The sequence below is a fragment of the Pontiella sulfatireligans genome, from assembly GCF_900890705.1.
Taxonomy (GTDB): domain Bacteria; phylum Verrucomicrobiota; class Kiritimatiellia; order Kiritimatiellales; family Pontiellaceae; genus Pontiella; species Pontiella sulfatireligans.
Genome location: NZ_CAAHFH010000001.1, coordinates 1298140 through 1319764 on the forward strand (window position 1 = coordinate 1298140; position 21625 = coordinate 1319764).

The window sequence follows — 21625 nt, forward strand, 5'->3', positions numbered from 1 at the left end:
TCCTTCTCTTCAAGATTATGTCTGCAAGACGAACCAACCTCATCGCTTAATTCGAACCAGAACAACGCCGTGCGGCGGAACGTTGGCCGCAAAACTTCCGGTGTATTCCCCAATTTCCTTCTGCCGCCAAACATCACGGATTTGAACCTTCTCGGCAAAGCCGAGTTCCTTAAGATCAATGGCCATCTCGCGCATGTCGGGTCCCTTATTGAAAAAACCTGCGGCCAGATCCCCGTTTGCCAGATCCTTCACAAGTATTTCGCAGTTCTCTTCAACTACGACAGACTTTCCCGGAACCGCTTTTTCATCCTGTTGGATATCCAGCACCTCGGTATTGCAAAGCAGGCGGACAGTGAATTCATCCATCAGCTCAATCGGACATCCAATTAGCAGAGGAGCAGACCACAACGACCAGAGGGAGATGTGCGAATACTGCTCATCCGGCGTCAGGCGCGATGCCCGCGGCTCCCTGCCGACATTGTTTTCGATCACGTTGCCGACCACCAGCATATCGGGATCCGGGAAATGGCCCGGCCCCCCGCGCTCGCCTTCATCGATCCACGTTCGGTGCAGTTCCCACTGTTCAACCACATTAAGATGAGCCCCGTCCTGATCCCAGCGGTCTTTCAAGTCCCCGGCGGTCCGCCAGCAGTTCACTTCTTTTGCATACAGCTTTGCATATTCCAACGGAGCCGTGTTGGAGAGCGAATAAACAATGTCCCTTCCGGAGTTTTTCAGTGCCGTTGCCATGCGCATGGTGCATTCCGGATCATTCGGGTTCCAATCATATTTCAGATAATCAATCCCCCACGCCGCCCACTGTTTTGCGTCTTGCTCATCAAATGTATATTCACCAACAACAAAGTTCGCCCGTTTGGTTTCTCTATCCGCAGCATGTTTTTCCCGGCTCCATTCCCCCGCCTTGTTGTTGCTTGAGCCACCGATCCGCCCGGCATAGGTCGTTATCCAAGGACTGGAATAAATGCCAACCTTCAACCCCATCGCATGCACCTCGTCGCACATGGTTTTAATATCCGGGAATTTGGCGGGGTCGCCTTGAATCGCGCTGAATGATCCCCCGCGCGCACCCTGCCATGCATCATCGATATTGATATAGGTCCAGCCATAATTGATCAGGCCCTTTTCTTTCATGGCGCGTGCCGATGCCAGCACCTTTTCCTGATCCACCTGGTTGCCCCAGCAGTTCCAGCTGTTCCAACCCATGGGCGGCGTCAGGCATATCTCATCCCCAACCGATATCCTGAGCTTTTTCTCGTCCGCTCCGAAAATGTTTTTTGCGTTGAGTGTTACGATGTAATCTTTTTTTTGCTCCGAAAGAATGGTGCCGCTGATGATGCCGGTGTCGGAATCCACATTCAATCCATCCGGCAGCCCGTCAACGGAAAATCCAACAGGGCGCCTGCCGATGGCGGGGATCGTGTAGAGGAAAGGAGACCCCGGCCGAACCCCAAACACCTCCGGCCCGTTTATTTCCGGAGCCGGCACGGGTGCCGGCGTCAGAATGTAATACCCATCCTCAACCTTCGGGCTATAGACCTCTGCCCCCAAGGCAGTTGAGCATGCAACCCAAACGAAACAACCGGCTAGTATTCTTACTGCTATTTTCATATTATTCTTATCCTATAGTTCATCGAAGGTTTCCCAGATTTAAGGTACGAACGATCCGCCCCGGAACCGATTGTTCACGGAATGCCTTAAACATCTACTCTGCCCCGGTCAGCTTCTTAATGAGAAAGTCCACGGCACTGTCATACTCAATCGGCTCGCAACCGGGATAGGAGAGGTACGACTCGACTCCGAGAGCCCGGCAGCGCTCATGAAACGGCAATCCATAATTTGAAGAGTGTGCGGTATCTTTTTGCACTACCCCCATCTCGGGTGCCTTCTGGTAAAACAGATAGAGTGGCGGATCATCCTTACTGATCTGGGCATAAGGAGAGAACTCTTCAATAAACAGCCTGTAATTCTCGAGGTTCTGCATCAGGACCTCCTCCGCAGAAAGCCCTTTCTTTCTATCGGCTTTAACACCTAAAGCAGCTGTTTGCGCAGCGATATTGGGAATCCATTTCTTCGCCTGAACGGGATCAATCGTGGTCTGAGGGACATTGACCCCAGCGCAAAAGACACGCGTGGATTCGCGAAGGACCGGATCACCGCTAGACGGATCAGCCATGTCCGGGCGAGTTGCAAGCCATAGGGAGGTGCAACCGCCCGCAGACCCCCCGGTCAGCCCGATACGCTCCGTATCGATATTAAACGCTTCGGCTTTGCTACGGAGATATTGTACGGCCCTGGCTGCATCCTCCATACAGCCTTTGATCGGCGGATTTTCACCGCCCGGCTCTGTTTCAAACGTAAAGCGGTAGGCCACCGCAGCATACGAAATTCCGGCATCCAAGAACGCTTGAAGCTGGCCTAAGTCCCTACGCTGAAAACGGCCGCCCCCCCACCAGCCGCCATCATGGGAATACACCACAAGCGGAGTCGGCCCACTGGACTTGGCCTTCCAGAAATGCAGCACCTGCCTCGCTTCCGGACCATATTGCTCGTCGCAAAAATCCGGCTCCGGCAACGGTGGATTGTCAGCCAGAAAGTTCTTCCCCTCGCCCGAGCTGAGTTCCCGCACAAAAATATTCCGAAAACGAACCTCGCGACCGTTGGATTGAAGCAAAATGGGACCCGTCGCAGGCAACAGCTTACTCCTGTCCCAATAATTTTCCATTACGGTGCCCTCAACAACTCCCTTGCCATTCAGGTACACCCAGGTACGCGCCCCAACCTGGACAATGCGCAACGGCTGCCAATTGTGAGAAACAGAATCAAAGGCAATTAAAGCATCCCGACCAAGTGTCTTCGGGGGGTTATGAATAAGTCCGCCCGAGCCAAAAAAGGGTCTGAAATCCGGATTTGCAGGGTTATACGCAGCGAACCGGTCCAACAACTGCACCTCCGGCGTTCCTCGCAGGTAGATGCCGGAGTCCCCTCCATATTTGACCTTAAACTCCAGCATCAACTCTATGTCACCGTAGCTTTTATCCGTACAGGCAAAAGGCCCCGAGCCGTCGTTGATTAACTCTCCGTTTTCAATACGCCAATGGTTTGCGAAATCAGCGCGCATCTTTGCCAACGCCGCCTCGCGCGCCTCCCCCGCCAGATTGGTTACAGAATGCGGATTGAACCCGTACCATCCCCTGAAATCTCCACCATTAAAAAGCGCCTCAAAGCCATCGGGAGGATTCTCACTTGATGAGACAACTGCCAGAGAAGTTATAGCGCCCCCCAGAACCAGAATGCCCCAAAGACCAAAAATTTGTATCTTCATTTTTTCATTCATAACATTTCTTTCCAGTTTAAGTACAAAGCAAGAAAAGAAGACCTCCGCCCTTTGCAGCCAACTCGGCTGCCGGCAGGAATAAAACGCGTCAACCAGTCAATCGATGCCATGAAATTCCCGTACGGCATCAAACATGGCCAATACATTTTCGAGAGGTGTTTCCTCCAGAATCGAGTCGTGACTGGCCCCGGCAATATAGCCTCCACCGGGAACCATGATTCCAAGCACCCGAAGCGTCTCCTCCCTCACACTTTCCGGAGTTCCACAAATGAGTGCATGGTGGGAATCAATACCGCCATTGAGCACCAATCGATCGCCAAAGGTTTCCTTCAATGCGCGAATATCCATATCGCGACAGTCCGGTTGGAGCGCATGCAGACCATCCAACCCGGCTTCCAAAAAACAAGGCATCAACTCTTGGACTGAACCGCAGGAGTGCATTTGAACCTTCAACCCGAAACCATGTGCCTGATCAATCAGACGCTTGAGATGCGGTTGAATAAAGGTGCGAAACATGGAGGGACTGATTAATGCACCGTTTTGAGAACCGAAATCATTTCCGAAAAAGAAAATATCCATAAGGTCGGCGGCCTCTTCAAAGGTCTGCTGATTTACCGCATAGTAGAAATCAACGACCTTGGTGAACACCCTATGGACAACGTCAGGATCTTCGTACATCAGGATGTACATTTCTTCCATGCCCAACAGGTCGATCACATCATGCCAGAATGGACTCCACTCGCCACCCATAACGGCATACTGCCCTTCCCAACACCCGATTTCCTCCCGCAAATGCGAGACCTCCATCCATGCGGGATCGGGCCATTCATAGCGTTCAACCTCCTCCAGCCCAACATCCCTTAACGGAATGGAAATGCCATGCCCCCACCCAATGCCTTTGCGTTCGATCCCAAATACAGTACGCGTGTGTACATCCGGATCGGAGAACGTAACTTGCGGCCCCGCGTAGCGGGCACGTACCGTGCGGAAATCATCGTGAAAGCGCTCCAGCAAGCCCTCTTCACTCAACCCCAACTCGCGCCGCGCCTTGAGACAAAACGCATCCGACATGCCGCACCAGACCGGCGTGCGGTCAAAAGGCTGATGATCATATGCGGCAAGTACCCGTTCTCTTGAAGTCATTTCCTCTCACCCCGCGGCATGGTTTTAGCAGGCGCAGGAATTCGCGTTTCAAACTCGATCCGTATCGGATAGGCCATTCCGTAGGAAGGCTCTTTAGTGAGTTGGATTTCCAATCCGGCTTCGGTTTGCTCCCAAAGGAGCTCGCCGTCCGTGCCCAGCAGCGAGACGAACTTCACGCCCGACAGGTCTACCCCCTTGAAGGTTTCCAGCACCAGTTTCTCGCCGGGCCATTTGAGCATGGTGGCATAAAGCACGGAGTTGGCCTTGTTGCGGGTGAAACGAACGTCCTCGATCGTTGATTCATACAGCTTGACGCCATGCTCGTTCCGTTTACCCCACTGCTCGCCGACTACGCCGTGGACCACGTAAGGCCGCGTTGAATAGACCGCCTCGCCACATGCCTCCAGCCAATCCCCCAACTCATACATCATGGTCTTCTGCTCTTCGGGAAAGGTTCCATCGGGCTTCGGGGCAAAGGAAAGCATCAAAACCCCGCGCTTGCTGATGATATCCATCAACTGGTCGACAATCTGGTTGGTGGGCTTGATTGGAGTGTCGGGAACATAACCCCAATTATGATCGTCATAAACACAATCATCCGTCTGCCAGGCCATGCCGGCAATCTGGTCCATGCCTCCCCGTTCGAAATCACGAACTGCGGAGCCCGGCTTAAAGGTGCTGCCATTCTTGTAGTTCAGCACCACGTTCGGCGAACCGAATGCCCCTTGCCCGAACCGGATCGCATTGTTGTAATAATGCGCAGCAAACTCCTTGCGGCGCGATTCAAATGCCGGCGGATTCATCCCCCAGTCAAAATAGTAGAGATCGGGCTGATACATATCGGCCAACTCCTTGGTCCGGGCCAGCCAACGATCCAGGTCGCGCTGGCTTGGCGTAACCGTGTTCCGTGCCCGCTCGAACCACTCCCCGCGAGTCTCCCCTTCCCTGAACCGGGCCTCGGCCAGCTCCTTCGGATAGACGGGGTTGCCATACAGATCCTGATTGGCCGGATTCTTGGCATCATATTGGTTAATGTGGTTCCACTGGAAAAACATGTAGTTCCAAGCACTGTGATTGGAAACTCCAAACTTCAGCCCCCGTTTGCGGACCGCCTTCGCCATCTCGTTCACGAGATCGCGCTTCGGCCCCATGTTCACCGAGTTCCACTTAGAGAGCTTGGTATCCCAAAGACAAAACGAGTCGTGGTGCACGCCCATCATGGTGAAAAACTTCGCGCCGCCCCGGATGCAGAGATCGGCCCACAGATCCGCGTCAAAGTTTTCCGCCTTGAACATGGGAATAAAATCCTTGTAGCCGAACTCGGCAGGATCACCATATTTGTCCAGATGGTGCCTGTGCTGGGCGTACGCCCTGTTGAACTGGCTCTGCCCATCTTTCTGATACATCCGTCGCCCATACCATTCCGCGGCATGGTCGCCTTTGAAGGCCGGCACCGAGTAAACGCCCCAATGCACCCAAAATCCCAGCTTGGCATCTTCATACCATTCCGGCGCTTCGTAGTTCCCCAAAGATTCCCAAGTCGGTTCGTAGTTCGTTGTATTCGCCGAAACCGCTGCCCCGCACAACAACAGCAACCCGACCCCCATAACCAGTCCTGTTCCCTGCTTCATAATCCGCATCATCTTCCTTCCGTATGCATTCAAAATTTCACTTCAAAAGCAACATCTCCCCCTGCTTTCGTAAGTAGGGAAAACTCAACCAGGCCTCGGCCGATTTCCTTTACAGCAACCACCGTGCCACTGCCACGCACGGCTTTGAACATGTGGGCGTTACTTGAACCGGGCCTCAAACTAAACATGGCTTGCGAGCCTGTCTTTATTCAACATTTTCAGAGACATAGCTCTGGATCGCGGCCATTCCTTTCACCCGGCTATATTCACCATGGGTCAGGTTGGTCAGCTTCACGAATTTTTCCTCTTTGCCTGATCCGGCATTCTCCGAAACGAAGTGGATGACATTGAAGGAAAACTTGTTTTTGCCTTTTTCCCCGACTCCGCTCTTAGTCAGCGCTTCGGCTTTGCGCTCTGCCTGGATATTTCCAAAGGCCTCGGCCATCTCCTTGGGACTGTAATTATGGAACGTCTTGCTGCTGGGCTTCAGCCTCGCTGAAGGCACATAGGCACGCAAGAGAGCATTGTCGCCCCCCGCAATGACGCGCGGGGGCTTCCCCTTGGCGCGACGGTTGCTGTTATCCTTCCTGAAAAGGCTCTTGGCCTTTGCAACATTTTCCTTAAAGCGTTGTTCATCGGACTCGCTCCAGTCGATGCTTCTGGTTTTAGCATGGCCGCGTATCAGTCCCCATCGGCAGGTCAGAAGGAAGACCACATCGGCCTGTTGCCGCATCCCCAGCAACGCTGGCCGCGCCCAATCGCCGGGCGTATTAGTGAGCGGCTCCACCTTTAAGTCGCCACCAATTCCCACTCCGCCCTTGCCTCTTGTCTTGGCACCGTAGTCTTTGTCGCCCATACCCTTCGTTACGGCATTCAGCGGTTTGAGCCATTCCCCAACCTTGGCCACGTTCTCGGCATTAGCGGGAACCAGCGAAGGAAACAGAGCAACGTCGCCTCCACCGTAAATGGCAATATTGAACAGGACTGTCGAGTTGAGCCCCTCGAGGATTCGAACGAGTTCCGACTTGATGATCGTATAGGCCGGGATACCGCCCATTTTATCGGTCATCATGAAACCAGATGCATCGAGAATAATGAATACCTTTTCCCCGCGGCTCTTCACGCCGAACAGCTTCATCTCCGGCATGGAGAAGCCCAAACCACCGGCCCCGCCGAGTCCAGCACCCGCAGCGTTCCCCATGCCGCCCTTGAGTCCGGTGATTTCGGGCATCTTGATGTCGGGCATAACTTGGTTAAGTTTAGGCTGTACCACAATGCGCTTGCGCAACTTGGGTTTCTGAGTCTTCCTCCTTTTAATGTTGACGGGCACCTGCAGCTTTTTAAGCCGTATATTGGGCCGCTTCACCGGTACAGCTTCAAAAACCTGATCATCCTTCTGAATGACCGTGACAGCGACAAAGGAAAGAGCCAGTACGATTAAAACGGCGTGGATACCGAGACTAATCAATGCAGCGCTCGATTTTGCGTGTTTGGTCAAAAACTGCTTTCGAAGTAAAGTGGACATTTAAAAAATCCTATTTGGTTAAACATTGTTCTATTTAAATTTGAAACGATGGCATCTGGATACCAGCTCCCCATCAAAGCCTGCTGTCCGGTAGTTGGACTTTTTTCGAGAAAGATTCCGTCGGCAGGCCATTGCTTTCAAGCAACACCGCAACCTCTGCCTGACTCCCGGCAGCTAGTGGCTTTTTGCAAACGAGACGCACGGTTGATTTTTCAAACGGCTTCAAGGGGCGCACCGATCCTTTGGCGAACAGCTCATCCCCGACCTTTAGTTTGACCACCGACTTGCTAGATTTCACTTCACCGAAATTTGTCACTTCCACATAGGCTTCAAGCCCTTCCTTGACGAACTCGAATTTCGGGGACAGCGCGGACAACAACGGCACCTGCATGGATGTTGCAGGAAGTGCCGACCAACCGAACAGCAGCTTGCCATCTGAATCCCGGCCCAGCAGTTTACCTGCAAAGTTTTCGGCCGTTAAACCGCTCTCTTTTCCGCTAAAGACCAGGACAAGATCCTTCCCGGCATTTTCCTTCCGCAGGAGCTTGCTGCCCCGGCCATAATTAACCTCATCCGAGGCACCGAAGCGCAACGACTCCAAATTGAGATCCTTGTGCGGATCGAACCCCTCTTCAGCCTTGATCTTTATCCGAATTTCTCCGGTGGAAGCCGTAATCGACTCCTTGTTCAGCATGTCCAGCAACCGGGACGTTCGCATCGGCAGAACAATCAGCTTGGAGTTATGAATGTCGTACGGCTGATCTTCATACTTGGTGCTGTCGATCACCGCAAAATGCACATGGGTCGGTCGCCCGTACCCGTCTTGCAGAAAGCGAATGCGCTCATATTTATACCAGTCGTTGAGCGTTCCGTCTTCATAGCGCGCCAGCCCCGGAACATAGGCCTCGCCCGGCTCTCGCTTCCAATGGAAGCCGTCTTTGGAGCGCAGATAATGGGCAATGCGCCCCTTCCAGTCGTTTACGATGATGTGATACTGAATATCATCCTTCCACAACACGGGATCTTCGGCTGCCGCCATGTCAATATGGGGATACACCGACTCGGAACTCACATTATACCAGTCCTCTTCCCCGTCGGGACTGGCCCAGATCCATCCACGACGGGAAACCGCGATGAACGAACCGTCCTTACGCGACGCAAAGGAATAGTTCAAATAGTTGGGGAATACATAACGTTCGCGCGCATGGAAGTCATATGTGCACCTTACCCAAGGCCCGTGGAGATCCTTCGAGATAAAATAACGGCCATTGGACGAATAGACGATGTAGCGCCCGCGCTTGCTTTTGTAAATCTCCGGATTGTGGCCCTCGCCCAGTTTGCTTCGAAATACATATGGCCCCAAGGGATCCAGCGCAGTTGTATGAACAATCTCCGAATCAAAATAGCCGAAATGGCCCTTCCGATGGTTTTCCGGCCAACGTGCCGTATAGAGATGATAAACACCGTCATCGCCCTTGATCGGATCACCGCACCAATACGACCATTCAGGATCTTCAATGCCATTAAAAATGTCGCGCGGCTTTACATTGTCCCCGCCCCAAGTGTCACTGGTCATACCCTCTCGAACAGGCATCGGCAGAATCAAATCCTTAAACGCCCCCCCCTGCACCAGATTCTTCCACTCCGCCGGCCGCTCCCGCACAACGCTCTCCCCGGCACAGGGAACAACGCCTGTTCCTGCGGTTAATATCGATATCATCAAATAGAAAACGCCTCTCTTCATACATACCTCTTAAAGCTTTAATATTTATACTTGGAAAAGGGGACTTAATGGACAGGCCTTCATCAAATTTCGTCAATTAAACGTATATGCAAACAGATTTGCCACATTCGGGATATTGCGCTGATCGACCCGAGTAGACATCGAGTTAATGCTGGGGGGCAACGATTTTCCTCCACAAACCGAATCTAGCCTCTTGGTTCGATGCTTGATGCTCAGCAAGCCGCAGCGGTGGATTAGACGGAACATATACGGGCTTGCCCAAAGGTTGAACTAAAAAATGGTTCGATGTTTGCTTCCTCCTGCGTTTTTGTTCAAGCGTGAGCAACACCACTACGGAATCATTTCGTGGTACTACCACAAAGCGGCGTAGTTCTATGCCTCGCCAACATCATCAAAACTCCCGAAACCGTTTATACAGAACGGAAGTTCGACTGTGTTCTGAACACGTGATTGAATCGGTCTTTCATCCCTAAAATTGGTCGCTTTTCGCTTCCAATTATCTTTGGGAATTATCTGCGCTCCGCTTCGGCGGTTGCTTCCCCTTTGTTCTTTGCTGATTTTCACCAATTAATCGGCTTCGAACGGATATCTTTTCGGCGAACTAGTTCAACTTCACTCAATGTTTCCGTCATTGTCGCCGTAAATTAATTTCCGGACCCTTACATGATTACGAAAATAACATCGATTTCGCCGAACTTAATGGTCCGGCCATGTAAACTCTTGATATAAATCCGCAAGTATCGCCCGACACTCTCCCCTTTAAACCAGACTTTCTTCGAAGAAGTCGCTGCATCAGCATCCAGCGTCAAAGACATGCAGTCCTTGAAATCCGCATCTTTCAGCGTCACCATGGTAAGGTTTTTCAGATCGTTGCCGTGATAAACCTCAAATTCTTTGAGGTTAGTATTGGTCAGCAATAACCCCTGGAGGGTGGTCTCTTTGCCCAGATCAATCGTGATAAAGCCTGAACCATCGAACTTGCCCAACCAATCGGTACCTTCATCCCCATCAATTGCCTGACCCTGACTTTTCTTCCAGGCATGGTTTACCGCCTGAATGCGCGCTCCGATGTTGAGCATCATTGATGTGTTGCTCGAATAGCTTAACGCGTCGGACAGATCCTTCAATTGCATCTCCGTATCCGGAGCGAATGCACGGCTGTTCATATAGCCCAAAAGCGAATTCAGGAGCTGCCTTGCAGCCGGATCATGATCCTTCAGTTTGAACAGATCTGCCATACAGACCAGTATCTTCCCCTTGCCAACTTTGTATTCCATGATAAAGCCAAGCTGTCGATTTTCGTTCCAATCGTCGATCGGCCGAACAATTATTCCATCTTGGGGAAGTTCCTGCATCACCAGCCCATACGAATTGCCCAGAATATTTTCCCAGCCCCACGTAGTATGCTCTGCCGTCGGGAAATTATTGAAAACAGGATGGGCGTCATCGATCAGCAGCCCGAGGGTGACGCGATCCTTGTTGTGCGCAAAAAGAAATTTATTCCAATAGACCGGCTCAAAGCTGAGCTTAGGATGCGCCCGACTGTATTCCTCCGGCATAAACAAAACGGACTTCCCTGCTTTCAGTGCAGCCTCCAGCTCTGCATCCATCTTTCGGTGAACCATGACGTTCCCTGGTTTTGTTTTCGGTGCATCCTCGCACACCATGAATTCCCAGCTGTTTTCCACTTCCGTACCTTTCAGGCGCAACAACAGCGTATAGTTTGCCGGGGCGCTCAAACTTTTCAATGAAGTCGAGATTGCTCCGACCTGATTACGGCCGCTCTTAATATCTAGACTCATAAACTCGTCAGCAATACAGACCTTTCCTGACGCATCTTTTACTTCCCATATCAACGTCTGGTTTTTCAATTCGCCTTCACCAAAGTAGGCATAGATGACCGGCACATTCAACGAGTCCGCATTTTTGTAAACATAAGAACTCATCCGGGCCAGCGGAACACTCCAGTTCCAGAACTTAAAAAACTGCGCTTTTGTAAAGTAGCCCTTTTCATCCATGAACGCATCGAGGTATCCCACGAGCGATGTCCCCTGCCCTGAAAAGTCGGAAATCCCCAAAAGCTGTGTTCCGGAAATACCATCTGAAGCCAAAGCCGCTTCGCAATCTTCCTTATAGCAAAGCATCTGGAGTTTGCCGGATGCATGGAGAAATCTTTTCCATAGCGGAAGCACTCCGTTTTCTTCTGCCTGCTCCAGAAAGATTTCAAAGTTCTTCGGCTTTAGCGGCCCGATGTATTTTTTCATTTCATCAAAGTTTGGGTAGGCACACCATTGTCCCGCCTCATGCTGAATAAAGGGATTATTGTGAGGAACATTGAACCCTACACCTTTCCAGCCATTCCGGCCTCTTGGCTGGGTCGTGCATGTAAATTCATCGAACTCCGACTGAATCGTATTGGCGGATGCCGTATGGAGCATACGGGAGTCATAGGTTCTCAGCTCTTTCGTCAAGTTCGACAGGAATGTCGAATTGAGCTCCCCACGCCAGGGCTCGTTGCCATGCGTGAAAAAGATAAAAGAGGGATGGTTTCCGTATTCATCAATAATACGTTTCCCTTCATCGACAACCCATGTTCCGAACGCGGGATCGCTTGGATTTCCCCAGATATGAATCTCCGGCATCAGATACATGCCCAGCTCATCGCCTGCTTCAAAAGCGGCCTTAGGCGGACACCACGAATGGAAACGAACATGGTTAATGCCCGACGCCTTCATTTTTCCCAGATGCTCCAGCCAGGTTTCCTTATCCATCGGAGGATATCCGGTCTTAGGAAAAATGCAGCAGTCCAGCGTACCTCGCATGAAGGTTTCGTTCCCGTTTACCAGAAACTTTTGTCCCTCCGCCTCAATACTACGAAGACCAACCTTCAGTTCCTTCGACTCAGCACCGAAGTTCGATTTCAGGGAAATATCCAAGTCATGCAGTACCGGATGGAACTCACGCCACAACTCAGCTTCCGCACCGAAATTTACTGTCATAGCAATTTCATTCAGGCCTGCACTCAGATTAAGGGCTTTTTTCTGATCTAGAACCTGAACCCCTGCTTTTTGAGCAGCTCCCGTGTTGTTTTCAATAAACAGCTCCAACTTGGCTGACCGGGTTCTATAATCTGTTTCAACCTTAACATGCTGAATAAATACCGGAGCACGCCAGGAAAGGTTTATATCTCCGATAATTCCGTTCCAGGCGCCTTGGGTTTCATCCGACACACTGTGTGCGCGGCTGCCCACCGGCAACAGCAATGTGTTGTTGACCTTAACAACCAGGTTGTGCGCACCTCTGTTCAAGTTTTTGCCTAGATTGAAAACGTGCGGCACACCCAACGAATTGTTCGTTCCGATTTCCTCGCCATCCAACCATACGGTTGATGACCAGTGCGGGCGCTCCAGCGCCAGTATCAGGTCTTTATTCTTCGGGGCATCTTTACCGATCACGATCGTTTTCTGATACCAGGCATCGCCAATGAACCGTCGTTCCGGCTGGAGGAAGAACGGAACCTTAATATTCCCCTCTTCCCGATACTTGTCATACTTCTTCGTAAACCAAAGATGATGTCCCGAAACGCCCATCCATTCGGTATCAACTGTCACGGGCGATCCAAACCCTGCATTCTGTAACGCATCAGGCAGGTTGATCTTTTCCTTAAAGCCCATCTGATCAAACCATTGCTCTTGTTCACCAACCGGTTTCTTTTCGTCATCCAACCGGATGGTCCAGGCACCTGACAAATCCGCTCCCTCGGCTCCCACCTTGATCTCGGCCTGCCCACTGGCAGCCGGCGGAACATATTCCGGTGCATATTCAGGCTTCGAATAACCATAGGTCACCGAAATCAACGTTGCAAAAAACCCACAACTAATTATCTTTTTCATATATTCCTTTTCTTCTGACGGCTTTCACCAGCGGTTCGCCATTCAGGTATTTTTGGCCGTGTTCAGAACTAAGGTTTAAATGGCTCAAATGGTGCACTCTTCTCGGGATCAATCGGTCGATAATAATTGCCCTGACAGGTTCCAGTCTGAGCGACTGCATTTCCGCCGGCACCGTAGGTAATAATATTATCGATAATTGCGGAAAACCGCACATTGTGAAGCCGTACCACCGTCTGGCTCTGGATCGTATTGACAACGTTATTTGCAAACATCAGATTTTCAGAATCTTCAATATTAATGAATGCCCGCCCATTCGGTGCTGCATCGACCGTTCGGGTTTTGGTCCGCGAATCGATCTCCTGATTAATACTGTTTCCCGTCATCACCAGATTCTTAGAAGAACCGATATGACAGAAGGCTCCGAACGCGGCCGCTCCGGTTGAGTTTTTCCAGTTTGTGAGGGTGTTATTGCTGACCGTTGATTCATTTATTTTACGGAGTTCAAAACATTTGCTCACGTAGGCGAAACCATTTCCATTCAGATTTGAAGCCTTGGTTTCTCCAATAATCACCCCGGTCTCAAGGTCGGCAAAACAGTTGTTTTTAATCAGGACCACAGCGGATCCCCCTTTTATACGAATGCCGTAAACCATCTGCGCAAACCAGCTGTCGGTGATATAGCTCACGTCGCAATACGCGATCTCCAAGCCGACATATAGATCCGTGAAATAACAACTGTTCACCCGTAACAGTTCATTCTTCCAGCCCTTTGGAAATACGAGCGCCCGCTGCCCTTCCTTTTCCTCATCGTCATATCGTCCTTCGGCAGGCCACCAGTTCAACCCGCGGAAATTGGGCTCATCCTTACGAAAACGACTGTAGCCTTTATCCGTATCCACCCCCGTGTTGTTATACCCCACAAAGGTCATGCCGATCACCGCGACCTTGCTGTTCACCTGTTTCCACGGCGCTTCCCCGGCTGGGAATGATTTGGAATGCCCCGCCCGATGAAAGGTAATGCAGTCCGGTCCGGTATGTTTCCCGAATTGGAAAACAGTCCCGCTCTTCAGACACATCCCATGCACATCCAGTCCCCCGTGCCCATGCCCTCTTAATTCAAGACTGACGAGATGCACGTTGATCGGGCCATCAATAAAATAAACGCCAGGCAGGAAGTTGAACGTGGCCGATGTATCATTCAGCCCGGCCGTCCGATCAAATATTTCCTGAAGCGCCAATGACACATCCCGCTCTCCCGAGTTATCGAGATGATACTCAAAGATGCTATGATCCGTCAGCACCTCCACCGTTGCAAAACGACTCTCGGTAACCTTCAGATCGTCCAACGGTTGGACTGGTTTAGCATCAGCTGCGCAGACCAGTGCACAGAGGATTCCCCCGACTATAATTCCTCGCATTCCCGTTTTCATATGCTGCATTCCTTTGCCGCGCAGCCATTCGATTTTCATCGCATCAAATGATGACGCATCGAAGGCGGTTTGGGTTCTGATTACTCAATACCGATCGAGTCAATTTCCCACGAACCTTCCTCAACACCTAAGGCCGGCTCAATCCGGACGGTTTTCAAAAGCCGATCAAATCCGAAGTTATCCAGTTGAATCTTATAATCAACAAAGTCCTCATGATTGTCCGACAAATCGAAGACCACGGAATAGGCGGCATCCCAATCAATTTTCGCACTGCGCCAGTCTCGTCCCGTTTCGCCGGTCACAATGGTTACCTTCGCCTGTTTGGCGGCGGTTTGGTTTTTCAGGCGGATACGGAACGTGGTCATATTTTTCGCTTCATTCATCAAACAAAGGTTGGGCTGAATAACCGCATATCCGCTGATTTCACCTTTAATGCTTTTCGCTGCTTTATCCCATTCCAGTGTCGTGCCCTGCACGGCCTGCCAGGCGATAGCCGCGTGCTCAAAGGTCCAGTCCCGCCGCGCTCCCGGATATTTCATATCATCCGGCGGAATAATCACTGTTCCATCCTCATTAAAGAACAGCGGCTTTAGCGAGATGCCCCTGAAAAAATAACCGATATCATTATTCTCCGTCAGCATGTACCACTGCCCGTTCCATTCAAACACCGAGCTGTGGCCCCCTTGCACAAACTGGTGTCGGCGGGAGTACGGGCCGTAAATAGAATCACTCATGACATAACTGTTATCCCAGAAAAGGTAGTATATGCCGTTACGCTTAAAGGTCGTGGGTTTATCCCCCCCTTTCAGCAGATACTTCGGCTCTTCAGCCAGGGAAATCATATCATCCGCCAGCTGGGCAATATAATACCCCCCTGCGCCGAAAATGATGTAGTACTTCCCGTCTTCTACAAACACATCCGGATCATACACTTTCGAAGGAACCGTGTCTTCGGCAAGCAGCGGATGGCCAAGCGCATCTCGATAGCCCGTATTAACGGAGTCGGAGACCATCACACCGATATCCATATTCTTATTGGAAAAGTACCAATAATACGTCCCGTCTTTCGCCGCAATATCGCCAGCCCAACAGTTTCCTTTTTCCCCCATATAGTTGTCTTTCGGCCATATAGCGGACTCATAGTTCCAGTCATACAGATTGTCCGTGGACCAGATTTCCCAGCAATCAATCAGCCAGTCCCGATCGTTCTTCCAGGAAATATCCCGCCCTGCAAACAGATAAAGCCGGCCATCCTCGATCCACGCATGCGGATCGGTTAAGCCATGCCCCGGAAACAAATTATCAATTTTAACGGGCTCGGACAAAACCGGTTGAGGGTGCGAAACAAAGTGATCATCAACCCCTTCTCGCTGCACGCCGACAATCGCCTGTGCCATTGCAACACTAAGCCCCAACATACAACCTGCCATACATAACTTCTTTTCAAATTTCATCGTTATTCCTTTCTATAAAATCACAAGATGAACGGAGCGTTAGCGAGTCCGCGCCAATGTTGAACTTTTCGCTCGCGCAATCCCGTTTCAGCGTGGGTTATTCCAACATATTGATGATATCTTTTCGCCGCGATTCCGGCGTGATGGATTTAAGGGTGAACTGCCCGTCTCTGAGCACCCCTTCGATTACCGTATTTTGCGGAGCATGCAGTTTAAAATCGACGTCCCATTCCTTCGGCCACGCGGGGAACAGGCGGATTTCATCATCAACCGTCTGCAAGAGCATTTCCTGCAGTCCGATCATCCCGGATCCACCCCAGTTATGATCCGGCGCCCAGTCGTGCCCCGGCCCCCAAAAGGTCGGAAAACGTCGCCCGGAATCCCTCATTTTCTTTGTATTGAAATCGACGGCATCCTGGACCATCCCCATACGGGCAAGAAAGATGCCGTCCTGATGCCAACTGCAGAACGTGTCTTTTCTAAACGTCCCGTGCTTCCAGGTATTGCGGAAGACCTCCATCGCATCCTCGTCATTCAAGGTAAAGCGATTAAAAGGGAATAAGGGATAGAACTGCGGGCATTCGTTATTTATAATACCCTTCCATGATTCTGCCGGCTTAAGGATTTGGTCGCCGTCAACGGTATCGTAAAAATAGCCGGGAAGGCGTTGCTGCATCCCCGTAAAGTATCGGCGCTCCTCATCCGTCAAACCGCTGTCGTTCAGTGCCAGCAGGCTTTCGAGACACACTTCGAGTCCCGCCACCACATCCGCAGGGTTTTTTGCATTTTTATAGGTTTCGCAGGAGGTGGATGGATAGATCACCAACTTTCCGTTTTTATCCAACGCTTGTCCCGTTAGCTGCTGATTACGCATCTGATAATGGGCATCAAAAAAGCGGATGGATTCCTTGATGAATTCCATGTAGTCAGAAATATCGGCACCGCTGTACCGGTGGTATTCGAGCATCATGTAAGAATACTCGAGCTGAGATTCATAGTGATAGACGATATATTTATTCTGCAACACACCGGGTTCCAAGTCAGGCGGTCTATTGCGTTTTTTTGCCTCCGGTTCTTTCCAGCCCCAGGCCGTCAAAATGGGCAATCCAAAATTTTCAGTCTGCTCGCAAAAATAGGCACCCTCATGACCAAAATAGGTTTTCACACGCGCTTTTCCGGCGGAAAGCATACGCCGGTAAAATTCAAGTTGCGGAATCATCGCCTCAAAATCGCCGGTTTTAAGCAGAGGCCAGTAGAGCAACCGCTGATTCTGAGCGGTAAAGCTTCCGCCCCCCCAGTTGCGAAAATCAGGAGAATAGTGCTTTTTGCTTTTCACCAACGAAGGGTCAAAGGTGAAATTTCCACCATTAAACTTGGTCGGATATTCGCCATACCAGTTGCAACCCATCTGATAGCGGAACAGCTGATAGTTACGGCCCAGCGTCCAAGCCTTGGAATCTGTATCATCGGCATTAATCACCAAATGACTGCGATTCCAAAAGGCATTCCACCAGTTGAGGGTTTGCCAACGCGCCTCCGCATCGCTCTCCCCTTCCAATCGCTGTTTTTCCAAATCCTGTTGCCAGCGTTTCAGCGAATCGGTCTGAGCAACATGCGTATAGATGCGGATATGGTGATCATTCCGCACGTTGACAGAACGTAGTTTCCACGCTTTGTAGGGCGTTAACACATAGGTTGCCTCACCGGTTCCATCCTGCACAAAACCATCCCCCGTCAGATAGCCGCCAAAAGTGCGCCCTTTCTGGGTATTAACAATCTGATTTTTCACCTCATCCAACCCCAAATAGGGAATCATAAAATCGATTAGCAATTGATCGTCACGGTTGCGATGATAGAAAAGGACTCCGTTATCCTGCTGCTCGACCACATCCGGATAGGAGATCACCTGGCCCGGATAGCCTTCCCAGCTAAAACAGCCAAAACGCGCTCCCTGAGATTCATCAGGCAGCTCGACCGCCTCATTCCGCCACCCCTCATACGAAACGACTGCGGTGGTTTCTGTTTCTCCTTGGACATCGACATGAATCACAGGACGCAAGGCCTCCACCCAAATATTCACCGTGGCCTCCGAAGTCTTACTGCTACCCCGCAGCTGAACAAATCCTTCATGCAGTTTCAGCTCCTGCTCAAAGGATGCGCCCGGCTCAAACGGGTTCGGCGTTAACTGAACTCGAAAGCGCCCTAACTTGAAATATTCATTATTTTCATCAAACGATCCACTTCGTTGCGCATAGAAGAGAATATCTCCATCCTCCACCCAGGCATTCAGGCCGATGCTATGTCCACCCACCGGCATCGATTCCGAGGAATTCTTGCTTTGCGTCTTCCAAAGCACATTGTATTGATCTGGATTAAACCCCAGTGAAAAGAGCGGCATAAACCCCACGGCAAGGTTCAATGCAATCATGATGTAACGGTTGTTCATACTCAAAATATCCTCCTATGATAATAGGTTTATACCTTAATTCTTACTGAAGCAGATCGGTAGGCAGCCCCTGCAGACTCTCCCGCACGTCCGGACGGGACTGATCGAAAAGCGCAGCGATCTCGGAGACCGTCACCTTGGTCTGCGGATTAAAATCCGGCGACTGAAGGAATTGAATCAGCGATTTACGGAACTGCCGCGCCACAGGACGTTTCTCAAGATCGGATTCCAGATCCATGGAACAAATCAGCAGCTTTCCTTGGCCGGCTTTTGCCTCCGTCACCAGCGCCGTTTTTCGATTCAACTTCCATGTATCGATGGTCTGAACGAGCGGCTGATACTCTTTCGGCCACGGATTCGGTTCTTCAAATTGATCAAGGATCATCGGCTGGCAGCGGGACAGCAGATCCCACCATTGCCAGTTAGCATGTGACTCCGTCGGAAAGGCGTTAAACAGCGGATGAGCCGGATTGAGCGTTATGCCACAGGCGGATGACTGTCCGCCCTTTTTTCCGAAGCTGGTCCAGTAGTAGGTCGTAAAGCATGTTGGCAGATCGCCTTTCAACGTTCCAATGACCGGGAGTAACAGAACCGTCTTCCCGGCATTGAGCGCATCCAGCGTTTCTGCATTCCACATTCGAGCAACGATCAAATCAGACGGAAACGGCTTGGCTTCTTCCTTTGAATAGACCCAGAAATTCCAGTCATTGGTAAGTCCGTTCGATTCAGAACGCATTTCCAGATTGTACTTTGCCGGAGCCCGCAGACCGGCCAGAGACATTGCGAACGTTCCTGCCGACTGAGCGTTTCCCTGACCATACGATCCCGCGGAAATGCATTTCTCTTTCAGGACGGTTCCCTCGGCATTGCGAACCCTGATTTTGAGATCATCCAGGTTCAGTTTTTGTTTTCCAAAATGACTGATCTCCAATCCGACGTTCAAGGACTCATCGGTTTGATACGTCCGCCGGGGAAGCCGGGCGAGCAGCACCGTCGGCGCACACCATCGCTTCATTTCAGCTCCGGTCACATACAACTTCGGTTCATAGAATGCATCGGTGAAACCAACCGGCGCGGTATTCTGTCCGGTAAAGTCATTCAGACCCAGCCACTGGAATCCGGCGTAGCCGGGGGTGCGAAAAACGGCCTCTATCTCTTCGCGAGTCAGCTCCACCTGCCATTTGCCGGAATCGCGGACAAAGTCGGCCAGCCGGCCGATCATGCCCCGCTCTGCCAGCTGATCGGCCGCAACCTCCAGATACGTCGGGCGCAGATAGCCCGTATATTTTTTAAGCTCATTGAAAAGATCCGGATAGGCACAGAACTGTCCGATCTCATGAGCCAGCACCGGACGTTTGAATTTCGAGTGATAAAACGCAACCCCCTCACGCCAGTCGGTGGTCGTCTGCGGCGGAACGACACAAAGATCGCTGTTTTCCGGCAACGGCGGCCAGAAGGCCTGGTAGCGCGTGCGGATGCGACCACCCGCAAATCGGTCATCCTTGATGTGACCGAGCACCTCAAAATCCATTTCATCGGGCTTACCGGCATTGGATGCCGCACTGGCTTTAATAGTATAGAGATGCCGGCCATCCTGCTGCTTCCAGCTGCGGATCAAATCCGTCGCAACCTTCTCGTCAACCCGGCTTTCGTTGCCCATGCCCATCATCGTAAAGGAGGCGTAGTTCCCGAAATACAGAAGCATCCGCCCGGATTCCTTTTTGATATAATCAGCCGTTGCCCCCGGCTTCACGGTCGTCCATTCATGAACCTCCGGCGCGAGATAGATCCCAAGTTCATCAGCCGCAATAAAAGCCTGCTCCGGCGGACACCACGAATGGAACCGGACAAAATTCAGCCCGAAATCTTTGTACACCTGAAAGATTTCTTTCCAGCGGTCAACGCTCATCGGCGCATAGCCGGTTTTTGGATTCACCGCACAATCCACGTTGCCACGCAGAAAGGTTTTCAACCCGTTCACATAGAAATATTCGCCGTCGGTTGTAAACTGACGGACTCCGAATGAAACAGACCGCTCATCCTGAAACACCCCCGCTTTAAGCGAAACCATCATCCGGTAGAGTTTCGGTTCAAATTCATCCCAAAGCTGCATCCCGTCCCCCATCGGATACGGGAACGAGAGAATCGTCGATTCGGATGCAGAGAAGGGTGCGGCATGTGTAACCGGTGCCGGGTCATCGGCATTTCCAGCATTATAGCCGTTGGCATCCGCAACGAGGTACACGCGACCGGATCTCCCGGTCCGGTTACCGACTTCTACAACGACGTTTGCGGTTTTTGATTCAAGATCCGGAACAATCTGAACCGACTTCAGATAAACCGGATCCGTTGCATTCAGTGCAATTGCTCCGATGATCCCGTTCCAGGTTCCCTGCGTCTGATCCGACACGCTGTGCGGCTGTGTGCCCAGATCATAGATATGCCCATTGTCGACACAGACCGAGACCCGGTGTTTTCCCGGCGAAAACCGACTGATATCATACACGTGCGGTACCGCCAGCGAATCAGTGGAACCCAGTTCAAGTCCATCCACCCAGACGGTCGACTTCCAATGACAACGCTCCAAAGAGAGCGTGATCCGCTTGCCGGCAAACGATCCGGGAATTTCAATCTCCCGGGAATACCATGCCTTACCGATATAATGATGCTGCGGCATCAGATATTGAATCAGCTTAAAATTTTCATCTACATGGCTGTATTTTGCCATACAAGGATTCCGCAGCGAAAGATCAAGCGGTGCCCACCACGTGGTGTCCGGCCCCGGCCGCTCACCATAGCCCTGCGCTTGAAGACAGCCCGGCAGAATCAATGTTTCCTCGAAAGATTGGCTAAACCAATTTTCCGCCCGGCCCCGGTTTTCCGGATCGAGCCGCACGCCCCACACTCCGGACAGATCCACAGAGCTTCCGGCCACTAAATTCAAGGCAGGCAGAGCCAGCAGAAAACCGATCAGACAAAACTGTCTTTGGGTGATCATATTAAT

Annotated in this window: 11 protein-coding genes; all 11 read right to left on the reverse strand. The window is 51.3% G+C overall.

Annotated features, from left to right (window positions below; all coding sequences use genetic code 11):
* Positions 1 to 39: 39 nt before the first annotated feature.
* The 11 genes from SCARR_RS04440 to SCARR_RS04490 all read right to left on the reverse strand — a co-directional run bounded on the left by SCARR_RS04440 (position 40) and on the right by SCARR_RS04490 (position 21619).
* Positions 40 to 1629 (reverse strand): putative Ig domain-containing protein, encoded by a 1590-nt coding sequence (locus SCARR_RS04440; RefSeq protein WP_136060310.1) that lies wholly within the window; start codon positions 1627 to 1629, stop codon positions 40 to 42.
* A gap of 94 nt (positions 1630 to 1723) precedes the next feature.
* The gene (locus SCARR_RS04445; protein WP_222846170.1) at positions 1724 to 3355 is read right to left on the reverse strand and encodes a family 16 glycoside hydrolase; all 1632 of its coding nucleotides are present in this window, start codon (positions 3353 to 3355) and stop codon (positions 1724 to 1726) included.
* Positions 3356 to 3451: 96 nt separating this feature from the next.
* On the reverse strand, positions 3452 to 4498 hold the full coding sequence (locus SCARR_RS04450; RefSeq protein ID WP_136060311.1) for a uroporphyrinogen decarboxylase family protein: 1047 nt from the start codon (positions 4496 to 4498) through the stop codon (positions 3452 to 3454).
* Complete coding sequence (locus SCARR_RS04455; RefSeq protein WP_136060312.1) at positions 4495 to 6141, reverse strand: alpha-L-fucosidase; 1647 nt, start codon at positions 6139 to 6141, stop codon at positions 4495 to 4497. Before SCARR_RS04455 ends, SCARR_RS04450 begins: the two co-directional genes overlap by 4 nt.
* Before the next feature lie 193 nt (positions 6142 to 6334).
* Entirely contained in the window at positions 6335 to 7654 is a 1320-nt protein-coding gene (locus SCARR_RS04460; RefSeq protein ID WP_136060313.1) for a vWA domain-containing protein, read from the reverse strand.
* Between the two features lie 73 nt (positions 7655 to 7727).
* Positions 7728 to 9374, reverse strand: coding sequence for a glycoside hydrolase family protein (locus SCARR_RS04465; protein ID WP_136060314.1), 1647 nt, complete (start codon positions 9372 to 9374; stop codon positions 7728 to 7730).
* A gap of 683 nt (positions 9375 to 10057) precedes the next feature.
* Positions 10058 to 13291: a discoidin domain-containing protein gene (locus SCARR_RS04470; protein WP_136060315.1), complete on the reverse strand. Its 3234-nt coding sequence runs from the start codon at positions 13289 to 13291 to the stop codon at positions 10058 to 10060.
* Positions 13292 to 13359: 68 nt separating this feature from the next.
* Complete coding sequence (locus SCARR_RS04475; RefSeq protein ID WP_222846171.1) at positions 13360 to 14721, reverse strand: right-handed parallel beta-helix repeat-containing protein; 1362 nt, start codon at positions 14719 to 14721, stop codon at positions 13360 to 13362.
* An 80-nt stretch (positions 14722 to 14801) separates the two neighbouring features.
* Positions 14802 to 16175 (reverse strand): family 43 glycosylhydrolase, encoded by a 1374-nt coding sequence (locus SCARR_RS04480; protein WP_136060316.1) that lies wholly within the window; start codon positions 16173 to 16175, stop codon positions 14802 to 14804.
* A gap of 97 nt (positions 16176 to 16272) precedes the next feature.
* Positions 16273 to 18621 (reverse strand): DUF5703 domain-containing protein, encoded by a 2349-nt coding sequence (locus tag SCARR_RS04485; RefSeq protein WP_136060317.1) that lies wholly within the window; start codon positions 18619 to 18621, stop codon positions 16273 to 16275.
* Positions 18622 to 18664: 43 nt separating this feature from the next.
* Positions 18665 to 21619, reverse strand: a complete 2955-nt coding sequence (locus SCARR_RS04490) for a sugar-binding domain-containing protein (protein WP_136060318.1) — start codon at positions 21617 to 21619, stop codon at positions 18665 to 18667.
* Positions 21620 to 21625 lie beyond the last annotated feature (6 nt).